Genomic DNA, 16,744 nt, shown 5'->3' on the forward strand with positions numbered 1-16,744 from the left:
CCGTCACTACTTGCCCACCTCACTCGTCTGACTGGTTTCGGCCTCCACCTTATTCAGCACGTCGGAGAGGTGAGCACCGACCTTGCCGATGATCGGTTCGTCGATGGCCTGGATGTGCTCGCCCCCGATCGCCACCACCTCCAGGTCGGCCACGTACTCGCCCCAGCCGCCGTCGGGCTGCCGGACCGCATATCGCGGCTCGAACTCGATGACGTCGTCGTGGTAGCGATCGGCCATGTACAGGGTCACGTGGCCGTCGTACGGCTCGATCTGGACGGTCTCGAGCGCCCGGTTGTCCAGGTAGGACGTCCGCTGGTGCTCGACGATGCCACCCGGGATCTGCACGCCGCTCTGCTGGACGATGTCCAGCACGAACTTGACCTGGCCCTCGTCGTCGAGCTCTTCGAGCTGCTCGTAGGGGATCGCGGGAATCTCGACGTTGAAGGTGCGCTCGGCGAACTTCGCGTACCGGTCCCAGCGCTTGCGGGTCTCCTCCTGCGTCTGCGGGATCTCCTCGCCGGCTCGCACCGTGTCGATCATCCCGACAAAGCGCACGTCCTCGCCCGCACGCTTCAAACCGATCGCGCAGGCGTACGCCAACGCGCCACCGAGCGACCACCCGGCCAGGATGAACGGCTTGCCGGCGTTCATCTCCAGCAGCTTCGGCACGTACTGGGCGGCCCGTTCCTGAACGGTGCCCTCTACGCGCTCGAACCCGTACATCGGCGTGTCCGCCGGCAACCGGTTCAGCAGCGGCTCGTAGACCACGGTCGAACCGCCGGCGGGATGGAACACGAACACCGGGGGTTTCGAGCTGCCCTCGGGGCGCGCCCGCAGGGTGCGGACGAAGCCGTCGATCTGCCCGGCCTCCAGGTACTGGCGGACCTTCTCGGCCAGTGCCTCGATGGTGTCCGACGTCAGCACGTCCTCGGCGGTGATGGCGCCCTCGGCGCGCTCAGAGAGACGCTGCGCCATCTTGGCCGCGGTGTCCTCGTCGAGCTTGGGCAGCGGGTTAAAGATGCCGCCCGGCGACTTGCCCGTGACGATCGCCCAGGTGGCGAAGGTGACCCGCTCGGCGGCATCACGTGGCGGCACATCGGAATTCAGCGCCTTGGACACCGCCTCCTGGCTGAGCGCCCCCGCGAGATCCGGCTTCGCGCCGTTGGTCGCCGCGCCCTTCGGGCCGGACGGATCCGTCGGTGGCGGCGGGATCGTCGCGTCCGGCGCCGGCTGCGTCTCGGGCTCGGCCTGTGGGTCCGGTGCGGGTGCGGCGGCCGACGTCGGCGTTGCCCCGCTGAGCAACTGGGCCTGCTCCCGGGCGATCTCCTCGGGCGTCAGCGTCTTCTGATGCTCGTGCAGTTGCTCGACCTCGTCGCGGTGCTCGATCGCGTACTCGATCAGCTTCTCGACGGCGTACAGGTTGGCGTCGCGCACGGCCGTCAATTGGATTGGCGGCAGGTCGAAGTCGTATTCGACGCGGTTCTTGATCCGCACCGCCATCAGCGAGTCGAGGCCGAGCTCGATCAGCGGCACCTCCCACGGCAGGTCCTCGGGCTCGTAACCCATGGCCGCGGAGACGATCAGGCCCAGCCGCTCGCCGATACTCTCGCCGGAATCCGGCGTCCACCGGCCCACGCTGGACGGCAGGTAGCGGTTGGTCAGGCTGTCCGACAGCGTCTCGGCGTCGGGCTCCTCGGCGGGCGCGGCGGGCGCGGCGGTCGTGGTCGGGGCGGCGATGGCCGCACCGGCGCCCACCGCGGTGGGCAACGCGGCCACACTCTGTCCTGCCCGCGACACCAGCGCGTCGTAGACCAGCGTGAAGGACTCGTCGATGCGGGCATGCACCTGCACCGCGGCGCCACCGGGGTGCCGGGTCATCGTCGTCACCAGCCGGGCGCCCGCGCCGGGCACCGCGCGCTGCTCGGAGGCCACCAACTGGGCATCCGAAAGAACTTGTGTCGCAGCGGATTTCACCAGTGCGGCCAGATCTGTCTCGCCGTTGCGCGGCGCGTACTCCCAGACGTGGCGGCCGTCCGGCAACGCGACGTGGGTCCCCGGCATGATCACCGAGCCGTCGCCGGAGAAGTGCACATCCAGCCAATGCTCTTTGCGCTTGAACCGGGTCGGCGGGATGTTCGCGTAATCCTCGGGGCTCTGGGCGCGGCTGAACAAGGTGCGGATGTCCAGGTCGTGGCCGTGGACGTAGAGCTGGGCCATCGCCGAGATCATCGACTCGACGTCGTCCTGCTTGCGGGCCAGCGTCGGAATCAGTTGGGCGTCATGCAGTCCCGCGGCGGCGGTGGTCAGGCCGATCTGCATCAGCGCCACCGGGTTGGGTGCAAGCTCCAGGAAGGTGGTGTGGCCGCTGTCGACCGCGTTGCGCACGCCGTGGGTGAAATACACCGAGTGCCGCATTCCCTTGACCCAGTAGTCGACATCGTGCACCGGCTCGCCGCCGGGCTTGATGTAGGTTCCCTCGTGCACCGTCGAGAAGATCCCGACCGTCGGGCTCAGCGGGTGAATGCCCTGCAGCTCGGCGGAGAACTCACCGAGGAGCGGGTCCATCTGCGAGGTGTGGCCCGCGCCCTTGGTCTGCAGCTTGCGGGCGAAGCGGCCCTCGGCCTCCGCGCGTGCGACGATCGCGTCGATCTGGTCCGGCGGCCCACCGATCACGGTCTGGCTGGGCGCGGCGTAGACACACACCTCCAGGCCGGGGAAGTCACCGAACACAGTCTTGAGCTCGTCGGCGGAGTACTCGACGAGCGCCATGAACCGGATGTACTCGCCGAACAGCATCGACTCGCCCTCGCCCATCAGGTGCGAGCGCGACGCGATCACGCGGGCAGCGTCCGCCAGCGACAAGCCACCGGCGAAGTAGGCCGACGCGGGCTCGCCGAGCGACTGGCCCACCACCGCAGCGGGTTTGGCGCCGTGGTGCTTGAGCAACTCGCCCAGCGCGATCTGGATCGCAAAGATGACGACGTTGCTGGTCTCGATGCCGTAGTCGACCGAGTCGTCGAGGATCATCTCGAGCACCGAGTAGCCGCGCTCGTCCTGGATCAGCGCGTCGACCTTCTCGATCCACTCGGCGAAGACCTCGTTGCGCAGGTACAGGCTCTTGCCCATCTTGCGGTGCTGCGCCCCGAAACCGGCCATCGCCCACACCGGGCCGCTGGTCACCGGCCCGTCGGTGCTGAACACGTTGGGCCGTTGCTTGCCCTCGGCGATCGCGCGCAGGCCCTTGATGGCCTCCTCGTGGTCGTGGGCCAGCACCACCGCGCGCGAGCGGCCGTGGTTGCGCCGCGACAGCGCCCGACCGATGGATTCCAGCGACGACGCCTGCCCCTCCGGGCTTTCCATCCAGTCCGCGAGTTCGGCGGCGGCGGTCTTCTTGCGCGATGTCAAAAAGGCGGACACCGCGAGCGGGATCAGCGGCTTGGTCGGCTCCGACTCCTCTTGTGCGGCAAGCTCTTCGAGCGCGATCTCTTTGAGGCGCAGCGCCTCGTCGGTCACGCCCGGCAGCTCGTACTCTGGCTCCTCGGCCTCCAAGGCGTCGGGGATGATGTTGCCGAAGTCGTCGAACCGCAGCGAGTGGCTCTCCAGCGTGGGCGCCTCGGCCGCGTCGGCGGCCGGCACGGCGGCGACGGGCTGCGGCTCGGCTTCGCGTTCGATGACGTCACGTGGTAAGACCTCGCGCACCACCAGGTGCGCGTTGGCCCCACCGAAGCCGAAGCTGGACACCCCGGCCAGCGCGTAGCCGCCGTAGCGCGGCCAATCACTGGCACTGTCAATGACTTTCAGGCGCATGCCGTCGAAGTCGATGTAGGGACTGGGGCCGGCGAAGTTGATTGACGGCGGCAGCTTGTCGTGCTGCAACGCCAGCACCACCTTGGCCAGGCTCGCCGCGCCGGCGGCCGACTCCAGGTGTCCCACATTGGTTTTCACCGCGCCCAGCAGCGCCGGACGGTCGGCGGGGCGGCCCCGCCCGACGATGCGGCCCAGCGCCTCAGCCTCGATCGGGTCACCCAGGACGGTGCCGGTGCCGTGCGCCTCGATGTAGTCGACGGTGCGCGGGTCGATGCCCGCGTCTTTGTAGGCCCGCCGCAGCACCTCGGCCTGGGCGTCCTGGTTGGGGGCGATCAGGCCGTTGGACCGGCCGTCGTGGTTGACCGCGCTGCCGGCGATGACGGCCAGGATCTGGTCGCCGTCGCGGCGGGCGTCGTCGACCCGCTTGAGCACGAACATCCCGCCACCCTCGGAACGGGTGTAGCCGTCGGCGTCCGAGGAGAACGACTTGATCCGGCCGTCGGGTGCCAGCACGGCGCCGATCTCGTCGAAACCGAGCGTCACCAGCGGCGTGAGCAGCGCGTTGACGCCGCCGGCGAGCGCGACGTCACATTCACCGTTGCGCAGCGCCTGCACCGCCTGGTGCGTCGCCACCAGCGAGCTCGAGCAGGCGGTGTCCATTGCCACCGACGGGCCGCGGAAGTCATAGAAGTAGGACACCCGGTTGGCGATGATCGAGCTGGCCGTTCCGGTGATCGCGTAGGGGTGCGCGACGGTGGGGTCGGACACCGCCAGGAATTGGTAGTCGTTGTTGGAGAAGCCGACGTACACGCCGACGGACTCGCCGCGCAGGCTCGACGCCGGAATCCGGGCGTGCTCGAGCGCCTCCCAGGTGAGCTCCAGCGCCATCCGCTGCTGGGGGTCGATGTTGTCGGCCTCGGTCTTGGCGACCGCGAAGAACTCGGAGTCGAAGCCCTTGATGTCCTTCAGGTAGCCGCCGCGGGTGCGGGCGGTGCCGACGCGCTGGGCGATGCGCGGCTCCTCGAGGAACTCCGACCAGCGGCCCTCGGGCAGATCGGTGATGGCGTCGCGGCCCTCCATGAGCGCCGCCCAGGTCTCGTCCGGGGAGTTCATGTCGCCGGGCAGCCGGGTGGACAGGCCCACGATCGCGATGTCGACGCGCTCCGCCGGGCCGGTGCGCGTCCAGTCGGCGCCGTCGAGCTCGTCGTCGGGCACCTCGGGTTCGCCCTCGATGATGCGGGTGGCCAGCGATTCGATCGTCGGATGCTGGAAGGCCACCGCAACCGACAGGGTGACACCGGTCATGTCCTCGATGTCGGCGGCCATCGCCACGGCGTCCCGCGACGCCAGGCCCAGCTCGACCATCGGCACCGATTCGTCGATGTCGTCGGGCGATTTCCCGACGGCGCGGCCCACCCAGTTGCGCAGCCACTGACGCATCTCCGGGACGGTTGTTGGGCGCCGCTCCTCATCGCTTCGCTCTGCATCGTCGCCGGCGCGCATGTCGGTCTCTTTGGCGGGCACCTCCCCGTCAGGGCCCGGGGTCTGGTTTTCGGGGTGCTCAGTGTCAGCCATGGTCCTCAGGGATTCAGTCAGTGGAGCTGGCGAAGGCCGTCGGAGAACCGACGCCGCTTCGCAGACTGCCGTCGAGGTAAGCCGCGCGGCAGGCGCGGTGCCCGATCTTGCCGCTGGAGGTACGCGGGATCGTTCCCGACTGCACCAGCAGCAGGTCGCGAACCGTGACGCCGTGGCGCACGGCGATCGCGGCCCGGATGTCGTCGGCGATGGGCTGGTAGTCCAGCTTGTGCGAGCCGGCGGCGCGCTCGGCGACGATCACCAACTGCTCGGAGGCGTCGTCGGGGTCGTACTTGATGCCGGTGTGCGGGTTGTCGAACACTTCCTTTGGCAGCTGGTTGGCCGGCACCGAGAAGGCGGCGACGTAGCCGGTGCGCAGCGCCTTGCTGGCTTCCTGCGCCGAGTACTCGAGGTCCTGCGGGTAGTGGTTGCGACCGTCGATGATGACCAGGTCCTTGATGCGGCCCGCGATGTACAGGTGGCCCTTGTGGTAGGTGCCGTAGTCGCCGGTCTTCACCCACATGCCGTCGTCGGGGGCACCCTCGGCGTGCGACGGGCTGACCCGTGACTTGAGGATGTTACGGAAGACGTCGTTGGTCTCTTCTTCCTTGCCCCAGTAGCCGACGCCCATGTTGTTGCCGTGCAGCCAGATCTCGCCTATCTGACCGTCGGGCAGCTCGCTGGCGGTCTCCGGGTCCACGATGACGGCCCACTCGTCCACCCCGACGATGCCGGCGGAAACCTGAGGAACGGCCTTCGGCGAATCGGCGGGCACCTCGACGAAGCGCTGCTTGTTCAGCTCGTCACGGTCGACGTGAATGACGGTGGGAGCCTGGTCCATCGGCGTGGTGGAGACGAACAGTGTCGCTTCGGCCAAGCCGTAGGACGGCTTGATCGCGGTCTCGCGCAGCCCGTAGGGCGAGAACGCCTCGTAGAACTTGCGCATCGAGGCCGGGGACACCGGCTCGCTGCCGTTCAGGATCGCCTTGACGTTGCTCAGGTCCAGCGGCGGCTCGCCGTCCTTGGGCACACCGCGCACCGCGGCATGCTCGAACGCGAAGTTCGGCGCCACGGTGATGACCTCGCAGTCCGGGGCGTCCTCGGGCTTGCGCGCCATTTCGCGGATCCACCGGCCGGGCCGGCGCACGAAGGCGGCCGGGGTCATGAAGGTGAAGTTGTGACCGATCACCGGCGACAGCAGCGCGGTGATCAGGCCCATGTCGTGGAAGAACGGCAGCCAGCACAGGCCGCGGTCGGCCTCCTTGCCTTCCAGGCCGTTGAGCACCTGCAGCACGTTGGTGGGCAGGTTCAGGTGGGTGATCTGCACGCCGGTCGGGGTGCGGGTGGAGCCGGAGGTGTACTGCAGGTAGGCGATGGTGTCCTCAGTGGCCTCCGGCGGCTCCCAGGTGGACGCGACCTCGTTGGGCACCGCGTCGACGGCGATGACGCGGGGGCGCTCCTTTGCCGCGCGGGCGCGGATGAACTTGCGGACGCCCTCGGCGGCCTCGGTGGTGGTCAGGATCGTCGACGGGGTGCAGTCGTCGAGCACGGCGTGCAGGCGGCCGACGTGGCCCGGCTCGCTCGGGTCGAACAGCGGCACCGCGATCCGGCCGGCGTACAGCGCGCCGAAGAGGGCGACGAGGTAGTTCAGGTTCTGCGGGCAGAGCACGGCGATGCGGTCCTCGGGCTGCGTGACTTGTTGCAGCCGGGCGCCGACGGCGCGGTTGCGGGCGCTGAACTCCGACCAGGAGATGTCGCAGGCGACGCCATCGCGCTCGGTGGAGAAGTCCAGGAACCGGTAGGCGAGCTTGTCGCCGCGAACCTTGGCCCATTTCTCAACGTGCTTGACCAAGTTCGTGTTGTCCGGGAACTTGATCTTTCCATTCACGATGAACGGGTTGTGGTACACCATGCCGCTCTCCTGTCGCACCTGTTTTCGGTCGGCTCGGCCGACGCGTTGTTCCTAGGTCGGCTCCGCCGACGGTTACATGTCTACGCGCACACAGAACCTCGCACCGCACCCGCTGGGGAACGCCGGTGATGTGCCAGCCCAGCCGGCATCGACCCGACCGGGTGCGCGACAAAGGTCCGATAGCTCTTAAATTCCTCTTAATGTTACGGGGCTGCCTACGGCACACCAAATCACAAGGTACCGCTGATCGTCATCGGCAACCGCTTCCTACCGCTTGTGTCCCACCGGCCCCGTCATCCGTGTTTCGGTTGTGGCGCATTTGCAATCAGACCGTGAGCCCAGTTGAGCGTCCAGTCGGTCGCGGGCGCCCCGTCGATGCTCCAGCACTGCGTCGTGGCGTATAGCGCGTGGACCGGCTGACCGGCGCCGCCGGCCAAGGTGTTCAGCGTGGTCGGCAGGTTGGCGATGCTGAACGCCTCCTCCGGAGCGGCGCAGATCAGGTCGCCCGGCGCGCAGATCTCGTTGGTCTTGCCGTTGAGGTCGCCGAAGCCGCCGGGCCGCGCGCCGGTCATGGTCAGACCCATCCCGGACAGGATCGGCACCTCGTGCAACGTGACCTCGGCGCCCTGCCCCGGCGGATTGGGTCCGATGTCGTTGCCGACCCCCATCTGGCGACGACCGTCCGCGATCAACGTCACACCCAACACCAGGTCGTCGTCGACGGGTCCTCGGCCGTTGCCGATATCGCTGGCGATGTCGCCCGCGATCACCGCGCCCTGCGAAAAGCCCATCAGCACGTAACTGGTCAGCGGGCACTTGGTGTTCATGTCGGTCATCGCCTGCACCGTCGCGCGTGTGCCCTCGGCCCGGCTGGCGTTGTAGGACATCTGCGTGTCGCCGCTCAGCGGATTGTGGAACTGCGCGGTGTACGGCGTGCTGTACGACTGCACCCGCGACGACGGGAACTGCTGGGTGAGGGTCGCTGTCACCTTGTGCAGCAGCGCGTTGGGGAATTGGACGGGGCTGGCGGGGTCGTCCTGCACGGAGGACTCCCACGTCCCGGGGACGTTGACCAGGAACACGTCCGGGCACGACGCGTCCTGAGAGGCGGGTCGTGGCTTGTGCGGGTGCGTCGTCGTCGACGGCGGGGGCAGGACCCCGGGCGGCACCGCGCTGGGCTCCGACTGGTGGCCGCGCAGCAAGGTCACCGCGGCCAGGATGCCCAGGAAGACGACGGCGGCGACCGACAAAGCGGCGATCCACGCGAGGGTGCGTTGGCGCTTACGCCGCGCGCTTTTAGCCATGTTCTCCTGCCAGCAGAGTCGGTGGATCGCAGCTACGCGGTCCTCCCGACCCCTGCTGCACCCCTACACGGTACCGGCTCGGCCGAGTGGGCCAGTCGGGCAGCGGACCCGCTGGACCAGTCGCGCCGACCCGCAGCGCCCGGCTGCGCCGCGCTTGCGATCGCCGCCAGCCCAACCGCGCCGACCCGCAGCGCCCGGCTGCGCCGCGCTTGCGATCGCCGCCAGCCCAACCGCGCCGACCCGCAGCGCCCGGCTGCGCCGCGCTTGCGATCGCCGCCAGCCCAACCGCGCCGACCCGCAGCGCCCGGCTGCGCCGCGCTTGCGATCGCCGCCAGCCCAACCGCGCCGACCCGCAGCGCCCGGCTGCGCCGCGCTTGCGATCGCCGCTACCGGATGGCGCCGACGATGTCACCCGACATCGCGCCGAGCTGCCCCGACCACGAGCCCCAGTCGTTGGCACCGCCGCCCGGGAAGTCGAAGTGACCGTTGTGCCCACCGACGCTGCGGTACTGCTGATAGAACTCGCGCGAACTGCCCATCGCCGCGCCGGCCTGCCCGATCATCGCCGCGTCGTCGCCGCCCATGTTGGTCGGGCTCCACACCCACACCCGGGTGTTGTTCTGCGCCAGCAGCGAGGCGTGCACGTAGGGGTCGTGCCACTTCCACCGGCCCAGCTGCGGGGCTCCCCACATGCCGTTGCCGTCGACGCCGCCGAACTGCTGCAGGCCGGCCAGGATCGCGCCGTTGTAGTTGGTGCTCGATGGGTACAGGAAGCCGGACAGCGACCCGGCGAAGCCGAAGCGGTCGGGGTGGAAGGTGGCCAGCGCCATCGCGGCGTAGCCACCCTGCGAGGCACCGACGGCCGCGTGGCCGCCCGGCGCCAGCCCCTTGTTGGCGGCCAGCCAGTCGGGCAGCTCGCTGGACAGGAAGGTGTCCCACTGCTTGCTGCCGTCCTGCTCCCAGTTGGTGTACATGCTCCACGCGCCGCCGGCCGGGGCCACCACCGAGATGCCCTTGCCGCCGAGCGTGTTCATCGCGTTACCGGCGGTGACCCAGTTGCTGACGTCCGGGGCCGCGTTGAAGGCGTCGAGCAGGTAGACCGCGTGCGAACCACCGGCCATGAAGGCCACCGGAATGTCGCGGCCCATCGCCGCCGACGGAACCATCAGACTCTCGTAGCCCGCCGCCCTGGCTTTGCCGACGGTCGCAGCGGTCTGCAGCGCGACGGCCAACCCGACAGCCAGCACGGCTACGCAGAACACCCGGAAAAGCGCCGACATACCCCGCACGACCGTCATGTACACCCTCCATCGTGTAATCGCTGAAAGCACATTAGCCAGGGCCGTAGTTCCCCCGCGCGCCGGGTAGTGAAACAACTCACACACGCTGCGAACGACAAGCGGCGGAAACCCCGAAGGGTTCCCGCCGCTCGTTGTACCGCTTGGCGTGTTTAGGTGCCCTGGCCGTTACCGGCGTTGGTGGCCGCGGCCGTGGCCGGACCCGCACCCGGGGTGGCGCCCAGCACCGACTGCAGGTCAGGCTTCATCGCCTGCAGCTGCGCGCCCCAGTAGGGCCAGTCGTGGGTGCCGTTGGCGTCGAAGTTCCACACCGCGTTGTGGCCACCGGCCCCGTTGTAGGCTTCCTGGAACTTAAGGTTGCTGGTCCGCACGAAGCCCTCGAGGAACTTCGCGGGCAGGTTGTCGCCACCCAGATCGGACGGCTTGCCGTTACCGCAGTACACCCAGATGCGGGTGTTGTTGCCGACCAGCTTGCCGACCTGCAGCGACGGGTCGTTGCGCGCCCACGCCGGGTCGTCCTTCGGACCCCACATGTCGGCGGCCTTGTAGCCACCGGCGTCACCCATGGCGAGGCCGATCAGCGACGGGCCCATGCCCTGCGACGGGTCCAGCAGCGCCGACAGCGAGCCGGCATAGACGAACTGCTGCGGGTGGTAGGCGGCCAGGATCAGCGCCGACGAACCGGCCATCGACAGGCCGACCACGGCGCTGCCGGTCGACTTGACCTGCTTCTGGCTCTCCAGGTACGAGGGCAGCTCGCTGGTCAGGAAGGTCTCCCACTTGTAAGTGACGCAGCCGGCCTTACCGCAGGCGGGCTTGTACCAGTCGGAGTAGAAGCTGGACTGGCCGCCGACGGGCATGACCGTCGAGATGCCCGACTGGTTGTACCACTCGAACGCCGGGGTGTTGATGTCCCAGCCGTTGAAGTCGTCCTGCGCACGCATACCGTCGAGCAGGTACAACGCAGGCGAGTTCGGGCCACCGCTTTGGAACTGGATCTTAATGTCGCGGCCCATCGCGGCGGAGGGAACCTGCAGGTACTCCACCGGCAGACCCGGGCGCGAGAAGGCCCCGGCGGTCGCCGAGCCTCCGACGGCGCCAATCAGGCCCGAGAGCAGCGCCGCACCAGCGGCCGCCACAACGAGCCGGCGCGGCATACCCGCCACGGCGCCGCGCAATCTGTCGACAAGCGTCATCCTTGCTTCCTCATCATCCTTCTTGCAGCCCTCGGCGCATTTCACCGACCGGCCACTTTCTTGATTGGGTCGAACTGCCCGCGCGCGGGCGCGGCAGTTGCTCGTGTAGTCAACCACACGTTGTGCCACTCAGTCGCATCGAGGCGCGGTCGCCAACAGTCGAGCGTCCCTCCTACCCAGCGCTTTTCAATTCAAACATGTGTCTAAAAGGCGCCGTTTTCAGGTGTGCCTAACGGTCATTGCGAGCTGGTGAGAGGCCAAATATGATGTTGCTGCCATTTTTTCGTGCCAAACGCGCTGTGATTTGTTCGGCATCTGCCGAAATTTCTTCTGCGCGACGCTTACTCGCGCGGTGGGGGCGGTGGCTCGGGGGGTATCGGCAGCCCGCACCGGGCCAGTTCGTAACGCGGCACCCGGTCGATCCGGTACCCGGTGAACTGGAAGGAGTTCACCAGGTTGGACACGAATCGGTGCGGGGTCATCGGCGCGCGCACCGAGCTGAGCACCGCCTTCGTCTCGGGGCATTGCAGCGCCGCGACGGCCTCTGCGACCCACTGCGCGTCCAGGTAGCCCGGTATCCCCGGAGGCAGCTTCACCCAGGGGCCGTCGGCGATCACCCAGTCCGGAAAGAGGTTCTTGTCGTGCCCGATGCGGCCGTGCTTGAGCCGTTCGGTGTGTTGAGCAAGCGGATTCGCCAATCCGATCTGATCGATCACCCTGACATCGAGCCCGACGTTCATGCCGACCATGCCGAGGTTGGTGAAAAACACTGCATGCTGCGGTTTTTGCGCGGACTTGTCGCCCGGCGCCGGCTGGGCCTGGGGCACCAGGTCCCACTGGATGTAATTGCCCGACGGCAGCAGCAGCGCCCCTTCGGGCGTGTTGTTCAAGGCGGTCAGGATGGCCGCCATCCGCGGATAGCCCAGGTAGTCCGCGGCGGTCAACGGGTGGGGATTACCGGTGGCCTGGGAATAGAAGCGGCGCTCGTCGACGATCCCGGAGTAGGTGACGTGGGTGGCGTCGTCGCCCATCCCGGGTGAATTCGCCGCCCACAGTGCCCATCCGGCCAACCCCAGCCACAACGCGCCGGCCGCGCCGGCGACCCAGTTACCGGTCTCCCGCGAATAGTCCTGGCCGTCGGGGATGGCGATCGGAATGACGGCGACCGGAGCCAGCAGGCAGAACAGCGGGGCCAGCAGCACGCGGGCGTGCATGAAGTCGCCGCCCTGCCGGGTCCAGTAGAGGGCCTGCAACAGCCCGCTGATCAGCACCCACGCCACCACCGCAGGCGGGCTGTGCACCGCGCGGGCCACCCGTCCGTAGTTGGGCCCCAGCGCGGGGCGCAGGAACGCCGGCCGCCGGCGGGCGGCGAACAGCAGCACGCCCAGCGGCACGAGGAGCACCAGCGGGATCCACACCGCATACGGCGCGTTGAAGTTGGAGAGGTAGATCATGCCCTGGGACCACTTGTCCCCGGCCGCGTCCTTGGCCAGGGCGGTGCCCGGCACCAGCAGGCCGTAGTAGCCCATCCGGAAGATTTCGTAGCCGACCGGCAGGAAACCCCCGGCCACCACGATCAGCACCCGGCGGCGCCAGGTCCGGGCCGCGACCAGCATCATGATCAGCGCCAGCCCGCCCATGAGCGCCAGCTCCGGCCGGACCAGCACGCTGAACCCCGCGACGAACGCCAGCAGGCCGGCGAACACCTTGTTATCGGTGCGGTTGCGCACCGGCTGCGCCCAGCAGACCATCATCCACCACAGCAGCCCGAGGTAGGCGAGCGCCAAACCGCTTTCCAGCCCGGAGGTGGCGAAGTCCCGCGCCGGCGGCAGCGCGATGTAGACCAGCGCGCCGGCGGGCAACATGATGGCCCTGCGGCCCCGCAGGCTCGGGGCGTACAGCCGCGCGGCGCCCAGCATCAGCAGGGCCACCCCCGCCACCGAGAGCGCCAGCGCGAGCGCGAGCGCCACGTACTCCATGCGCAGCGGGCCGCCGACCCAGCTGCCGACGTACATCAGGTAGGTCCAGGCCGTGGAGGTGTTGGCCTCCACCCGCTCACCCTGGTTGAACACCGGTCCGTTGCCAGCGAGCAGATTGCGCACGGTGCGCAGCACGATCAGCCCGTCGTCGGCGATCCAGCGCCGCTGCCAACTCCCCCACCCGAACAGGATGGCGACCAACGCCACGCTGATCCACAGGCTGACCCGCACCATCGTGGTGTACGGAAACAACGGCCAGCCGGGCCGCCTGATCACCGGCCGGCTGCGCATCATGCGCGCTTTGAGAGCCTGCAGTTCGGGGCTAACCGAAGGCAACGGCGGCTCCGACCGTCGCGATCCACGCCAGGAAAAGCAGCTGCAGCACCCGGTCCCGCAGCGCGATGTCTTCGGGTTCGCCGGCCAGCCCGCCATCCACGTCGACCGCGTAGCGCAGGATCGCGATGGTAAACGGAACCATGGACACCGCGAACCAGGATCCCGAATGGTGGTCGCGCTCGAACGCCCACAGGCCGTAGCAGATAACCACCGCGGTGGCCGACAGCGTCCAGACGAAGCGCAGGTAGGTGCTGGTGTAGCTCTCCAGCGACTTGCGGATCGCCGCGCCGGTGCGCTCGGCGAGCTGCAGCTCGGCATAGCGCTTGCCGGCCACCATGAACAGCGAAGCGAACGCGGCCGACAACAGGAACCACTGCGACAGCGGGATGTCGGTAGCCACACCACCGGCGATGGCCCGCAGCAGATACGCCGACGACACGATGCAGATGTCGAGCACGGCTTGATGTTTGAGGCCGAAACAGTACGCCAGCTGCATCACGAGGTAGACGGCCATCACCAGCGTCAGGTTGGGCGTCACCACCCACGCGATGCCCAGCGAGGCCACGCCCAGCAGCACCGCCAAGAAGTAGGCCAGCCACTCCGGGACAATGCCCGCCGCGATCGGCCGGAACCTTTTGGTCGGGTGTTCGCGGTCGGCCTCGACATCGCGCACGTCATTGACCAGATACACCGCCGACGCCCCGAGGCTGAACACCACGAACGCCAACCCCACCTGCGTGAGCACCTGCCCGTAGTCGTAGCGGATACCGCTGCCCAGCCCGGCCACCGGCGCGGCCAGCACCAGTACGTTCTTCACCCACTGCCGGGGGCGGATCGCCTTGATCACACCGGAGACCAGGTTGGCGGGCGGTCGGGTCACGACGTCCTCACTCATGCGGCTCACCTCTTGCAACCTCTTGCACCTGTCCTGCGCGGCGCGCGATCGCCGCAACCACGGCACCGAGGGCGATGCCGAACGCCACGTCGCTGGGGTAGTGCACTCCCAGCAGCATCCGCGACAAGGCCATCGGGGGCACCAGGACTGCGGTCAGCGGCAGACCCGTGGTGCGGCCCATCAGCATCGCCGCAGCGGTGGTCGAAGTGGCATGTGCCGACGGGAAACTCAGTTGGCTGGGCGTGCCGACGTTGACGGCGACGGCAGGATCATGCGGCCGCTTGCGGCGCACGATCCGCTTGACGATGACGGCCGCGGCGTGTGCGGCGAACGCCCCGGCCCCGGCGACCAGCCAGTCCCAGCGCCGCTTCGGGGACAGCACCGCTCCGAGTGCGGCAACGGCCACCCAGCCGATGCTGTGCTCGCCGAAGTGGGACAGCGCGCGCGCCACCGGCAGCATCCCGGGACGATCGCTCAGTGCCGACTGGACGGCGACCAGCGCGGCCACCTCGCCGCGGGGCGCCTGCGCAGCGGCGGCCTCATGCATGTTCTGCAGTGGGCAGCAACGCCGTCTCCCACTTCTGCTTGCTGGACAACACGGGCAGCGCGTCGCGGTACACCCGGCGCATCTCGTCGAACCGGCTGAGCAGCTGGCGCTGCCGGCGCAGCGATGCGAACAACAGCGAGAACATCTTTCGCCGGTCCCGCTGGCGGTAGACCACGCCGCAACCGTCGGCCGTGGTGACCGTGACGCCGTCGACCGTGCACAGCCGGAACCAGCGCGCATCCTGGGTTGGCACGTTGAACTCGGGCCGGGTGTGGGATTCGGTGTCGGCCTTGGTCATGTTGTGCAGGATGCCGCGGGCCAGCCGGTAGCTGATCGACACCGGGTTCACCGGCGGCTTCATCGCCTTGGTCTTGTTCTGCGGCGACGGCAGTTCGCTGGCCGCCGGCAGCACGACGGCGTCCGGGTATTCCTTGCGCAGCCGGTGCACCTCCGGCAGACCCGATTCCAGGATCGAGAAGATGTGCTCCGGGCCGGCGAGGAAGTCGTCGATGGCCCGGTTCTGAATCGCGACGGTCGAATATTCAAGGCAGGCAAGATGTTTCAGTGTCGCCTTGAGATGGCTGCGGACCAGTCCGGTGATGTCGCCGTCCCAGTGCAGTGCCGCCACCACCAACCGGTTGCGCAGGTGGAAGTAGGCCTGCCAGTCGATGGCGTCATCCTTGTCGCTCCAGGCCATGTGCCAGATCGCGGCGCCGGGCAGCGTGACCGTCGGATAGCCGTGCTCGCCGGCGCGCAGGCCGTATTCGGCATCGTCCCATTTGATGAACAGCGGCAGCGGTTGGCCCAGTTCCTCGGCGACCTGCCGCGGGATCATGCACGTCCACCAGCCGTTGAAGTCGACGTCGATGCGCCGGTGCAGCAGTGCGCTCCGATCGTTCTTGTCGTTCAACGGAAATTCGGCGAAGTTGTGGTCGTACTCGGCGTGCGGCGCGGCGGTCCACATGAAGTTCGACTGGTTGACGACCTCGCCCATGATGTGCAGGTGCGACGGCTCCTGCAGGTTGAGCATCTGCCCGCCGATGAGCGTCGGCTTCTTGGCGAAGCGGTTGAGCGCCAGCACCCGCAGGATCGTGTCCGGCTCGATGCGGATGTCGTCGTCCATGAACAGGATCTGTTGGCAGTCGGTGTTTTTCAGCGCTTCGTACATCACCCGGCTGTAACCGCCGGAGCCGCCCAGGTTGGGCTGGTCATGGATGGACAGCCGGCTGCCCAGTCCCGCGGCCGCCGCCGCGAAGTCCGGGTGGTCGCGCACCTTGCGCACACCTTGGTCCGGCACGATGACCGCACCGATCACCTTGTCCACCAACGGATCCGCGGTGAGGTCGGCCAGCGCGTTGACGCAGTCGGCGGGGCGGTTGAACGTGGGGATGCCGACGGCGATGTTGGCCGTGCCCGGTGCGGGCTCGGTGGCATACCAGCCGCCGCTGATGAGGTTGACCGCGGTGTCGGTGGTGATGTCGAACCAGATCCAGCCGCCGTCCTCGAACGGCTTGAGCGGTACCTCGATCTCGACGACGGCCGGCTGGTCGTCGGTGCCGACGAATTGGCGGCCCTCCACCGAGATTCGCACCCCGGTCGCCTTGGTCCGGTACACATCGACGCGCCCGGTTCCGGTCAGCTCGACCCGCAGCGCCACCGACTGACAGATCGACCAGCGGCGCCAGTAGCTGGCCGGGAATGCGTTGAAGTAGGTGGCGAACGACACCTCGGACTCTTTGCCGATCTCCAGCGACGTGCGGCTGGTGGCGTGGGCACGCCGGGCGTTGGTCGTCGACTCCTCGAGATACAGCTTGCGCACGTCGAGCGGCTCGCCGGGACGCGGCAGGATGATCCGGGACAGCAGGCTCACGGCACTCATTTAGGCGCCACTCCTT

General features: G+C 68.3%; 9 protein-coding genes. All 9 read right to left on the bottom strand.

The features are described from left to right. Positions 1–6 precede the first annotated feature (6 nt). Complete coding sequence (gene pks13, locus B8W69_RS16860; RefSeq protein WP_439330622.1) at positions 7–5,382, bottom strand: polyketide synthase Pks13; 5,376 nt, start codon at positions 5,380–5,382, stop codon at positions 7–9. A 13-nt stretch (positions 5,383–5,395) separates the two neighbouring features. Beyond that, positions 5,396–7,294, bottom strand: coding sequence for a long-chain-fatty-acid--AMP ligase FadD32 (gene fadD32 / locus B8W69_RS16865; protein ID WP_085290951.1), 1,899 nt, complete (start codon positions 7,292–7,294; stop codon positions 5,396–5,398). A gap of 293 nt (positions 7,295–7,587) precedes the next feature. Next, positions 7,588–8,598, bottom strand: coding sequence for a carboxylesterase Culp6 (culp6, locus tag B8W69_RS16870; RefSeq protein WP_085290952.1), 1,011 nt, complete (start codon positions 8,596–8,598; stop codon positions 7,588–7,590). 386 nt (positions 8,599–8,984) lie between these two features. Further along, entirely contained in the window at positions 8,985–9,887 is a 903-nt protein-coding gene (locus tag B8W69_RS16880) for an esterase family protein (RefSeq protein ID WP_085290977.1), read from the bottom strand. A 161-nt stretch (positions 9,888–10,048) separates the two neighbouring features. Next, positions 10,049–11,092 (bottom strand): esterase family protein, encoded by a 1,044-nt coding sequence (locus tag B8W69_RS16885; protein ID WP_085290978.1) that lies wholly within the window; start codon positions 11,090–11,092, stop codon positions 10,049–10,051. 341 nt (positions 11,093–11,433) lie between these two features. Then, complete coding sequence (gene aftB, locus B8W69_RS16890; protein ID WP_281255233.1) at positions 11,434–13,407, bottom strand: terminal beta-(1->2)-arabinofuranosyltransferase; 1,974 nt, start codon at positions 13,405–13,407, stop codon at positions 11,434–11,436. Next, positions 13,394–14,302 (bottom strand): decaprenyl-phosphate phosphoribosyltransferase, encoded by a 909-nt coding sequence (locus B8W69_RS16895; protein WP_085290955.1) that lies wholly within the window; start codon positions 14,300–14,302, stop codon positions 13,394–13,396. Before B8W69_RS16895 ends, aftB begins: the two co-directional genes overlap by 14 nt. Then, on the bottom strand, positions 14,295–14,849 hold the full coding sequence (locus B8W69_RS16900) for a phosphatase PAP2 family protein (RefSeq protein WP_181447423.1): 555 nt from the start codon (positions 14,847–14,849) through the stop codon (positions 14,295–14,297). The genes B8W69_RS16895 and B8W69_RS16900 overlap by 8 nt, the downstream gene beginning before the upstream one ends. Beyond that, positions 14,842–16,728 carry a glycosyltransferase gene (locus B8W69_RS16905; protein WP_085290956.1) on the bottom strand — a complete coding sequence of 629 codons (1,887 nt, stop codon included), beginning with the start codon at positions 16,726–16,728 and terminating at the stop codon, positions 14,842–14,844. Before B8W69_RS16905 ends, B8W69_RS16900 begins: the two co-directional genes overlap by 8 nt. Positions 16,729–16,744 lie beyond the last annotated feature (16 nt).

The sequence above is a fragment of the Mycolicibacterium vulneris genome, assembly GCF_002104765.1.
GTDB lineage: Bacteria > Actinomycetota > Actinomycetes > Mycobacteriales > Mycobacteriaceae > Mycobacterium > Mycobacterium vulneris.

Excerpts from the sequence above, each read along its gene's own strand:
- fadD32 (WP_085290951.1), bottom strand. The coding sequence starts at position 7,294 with ATGGTGTACCACAACCCGTTCATCGTGAATGGAAAGATCAAGTTCCCG.
- B8W69_RS16905 (WP_085290956.1), bottom strand. The coding sequence starts at position 16,728 with ATGAGTGCCGTGAGCCTGCTGTCCCGGATCATCCTGCCGCGTCCCGGC.
- culp6 (WP_085290952.1), bottom strand. The coding sequence starts at position 8,598 with ATGGCTAAAAGCGCGCGGCGTAAGCGCCAACGCACCCTCGCGTGGATC.
- pks13 (WP_439330622.1), bottom strand. The coding sequence starts at position 5,382 with ATGGCTGACACTGAGCACCCCGAAAACCAGACCCCGGGCCCTGACGGG.
- B8W69_RS16885 (WP_085290978.1), bottom strand. The coding sequence starts at position 11,092 with ATGACGCTTGTCGACAGATTGCGCGGCGCCGTGGCGGGTATGCCGCGC.
- B8W69_RS16900 (WP_181447423.1), bottom strand. The coding sequence starts at position 14,849 with ATGCATGAGGCCGCCGCTGCGCAGGCGCCCCGCGGCGAGGTGGCCGCG.
- B8W69_RS16895 (WP_085290955.1), bottom strand. The coding sequence starts at position 14,302 with ATGAGTGAGGACGTCGTGACCCGACCGCCCGCCAACCTGGTCTCCGGT.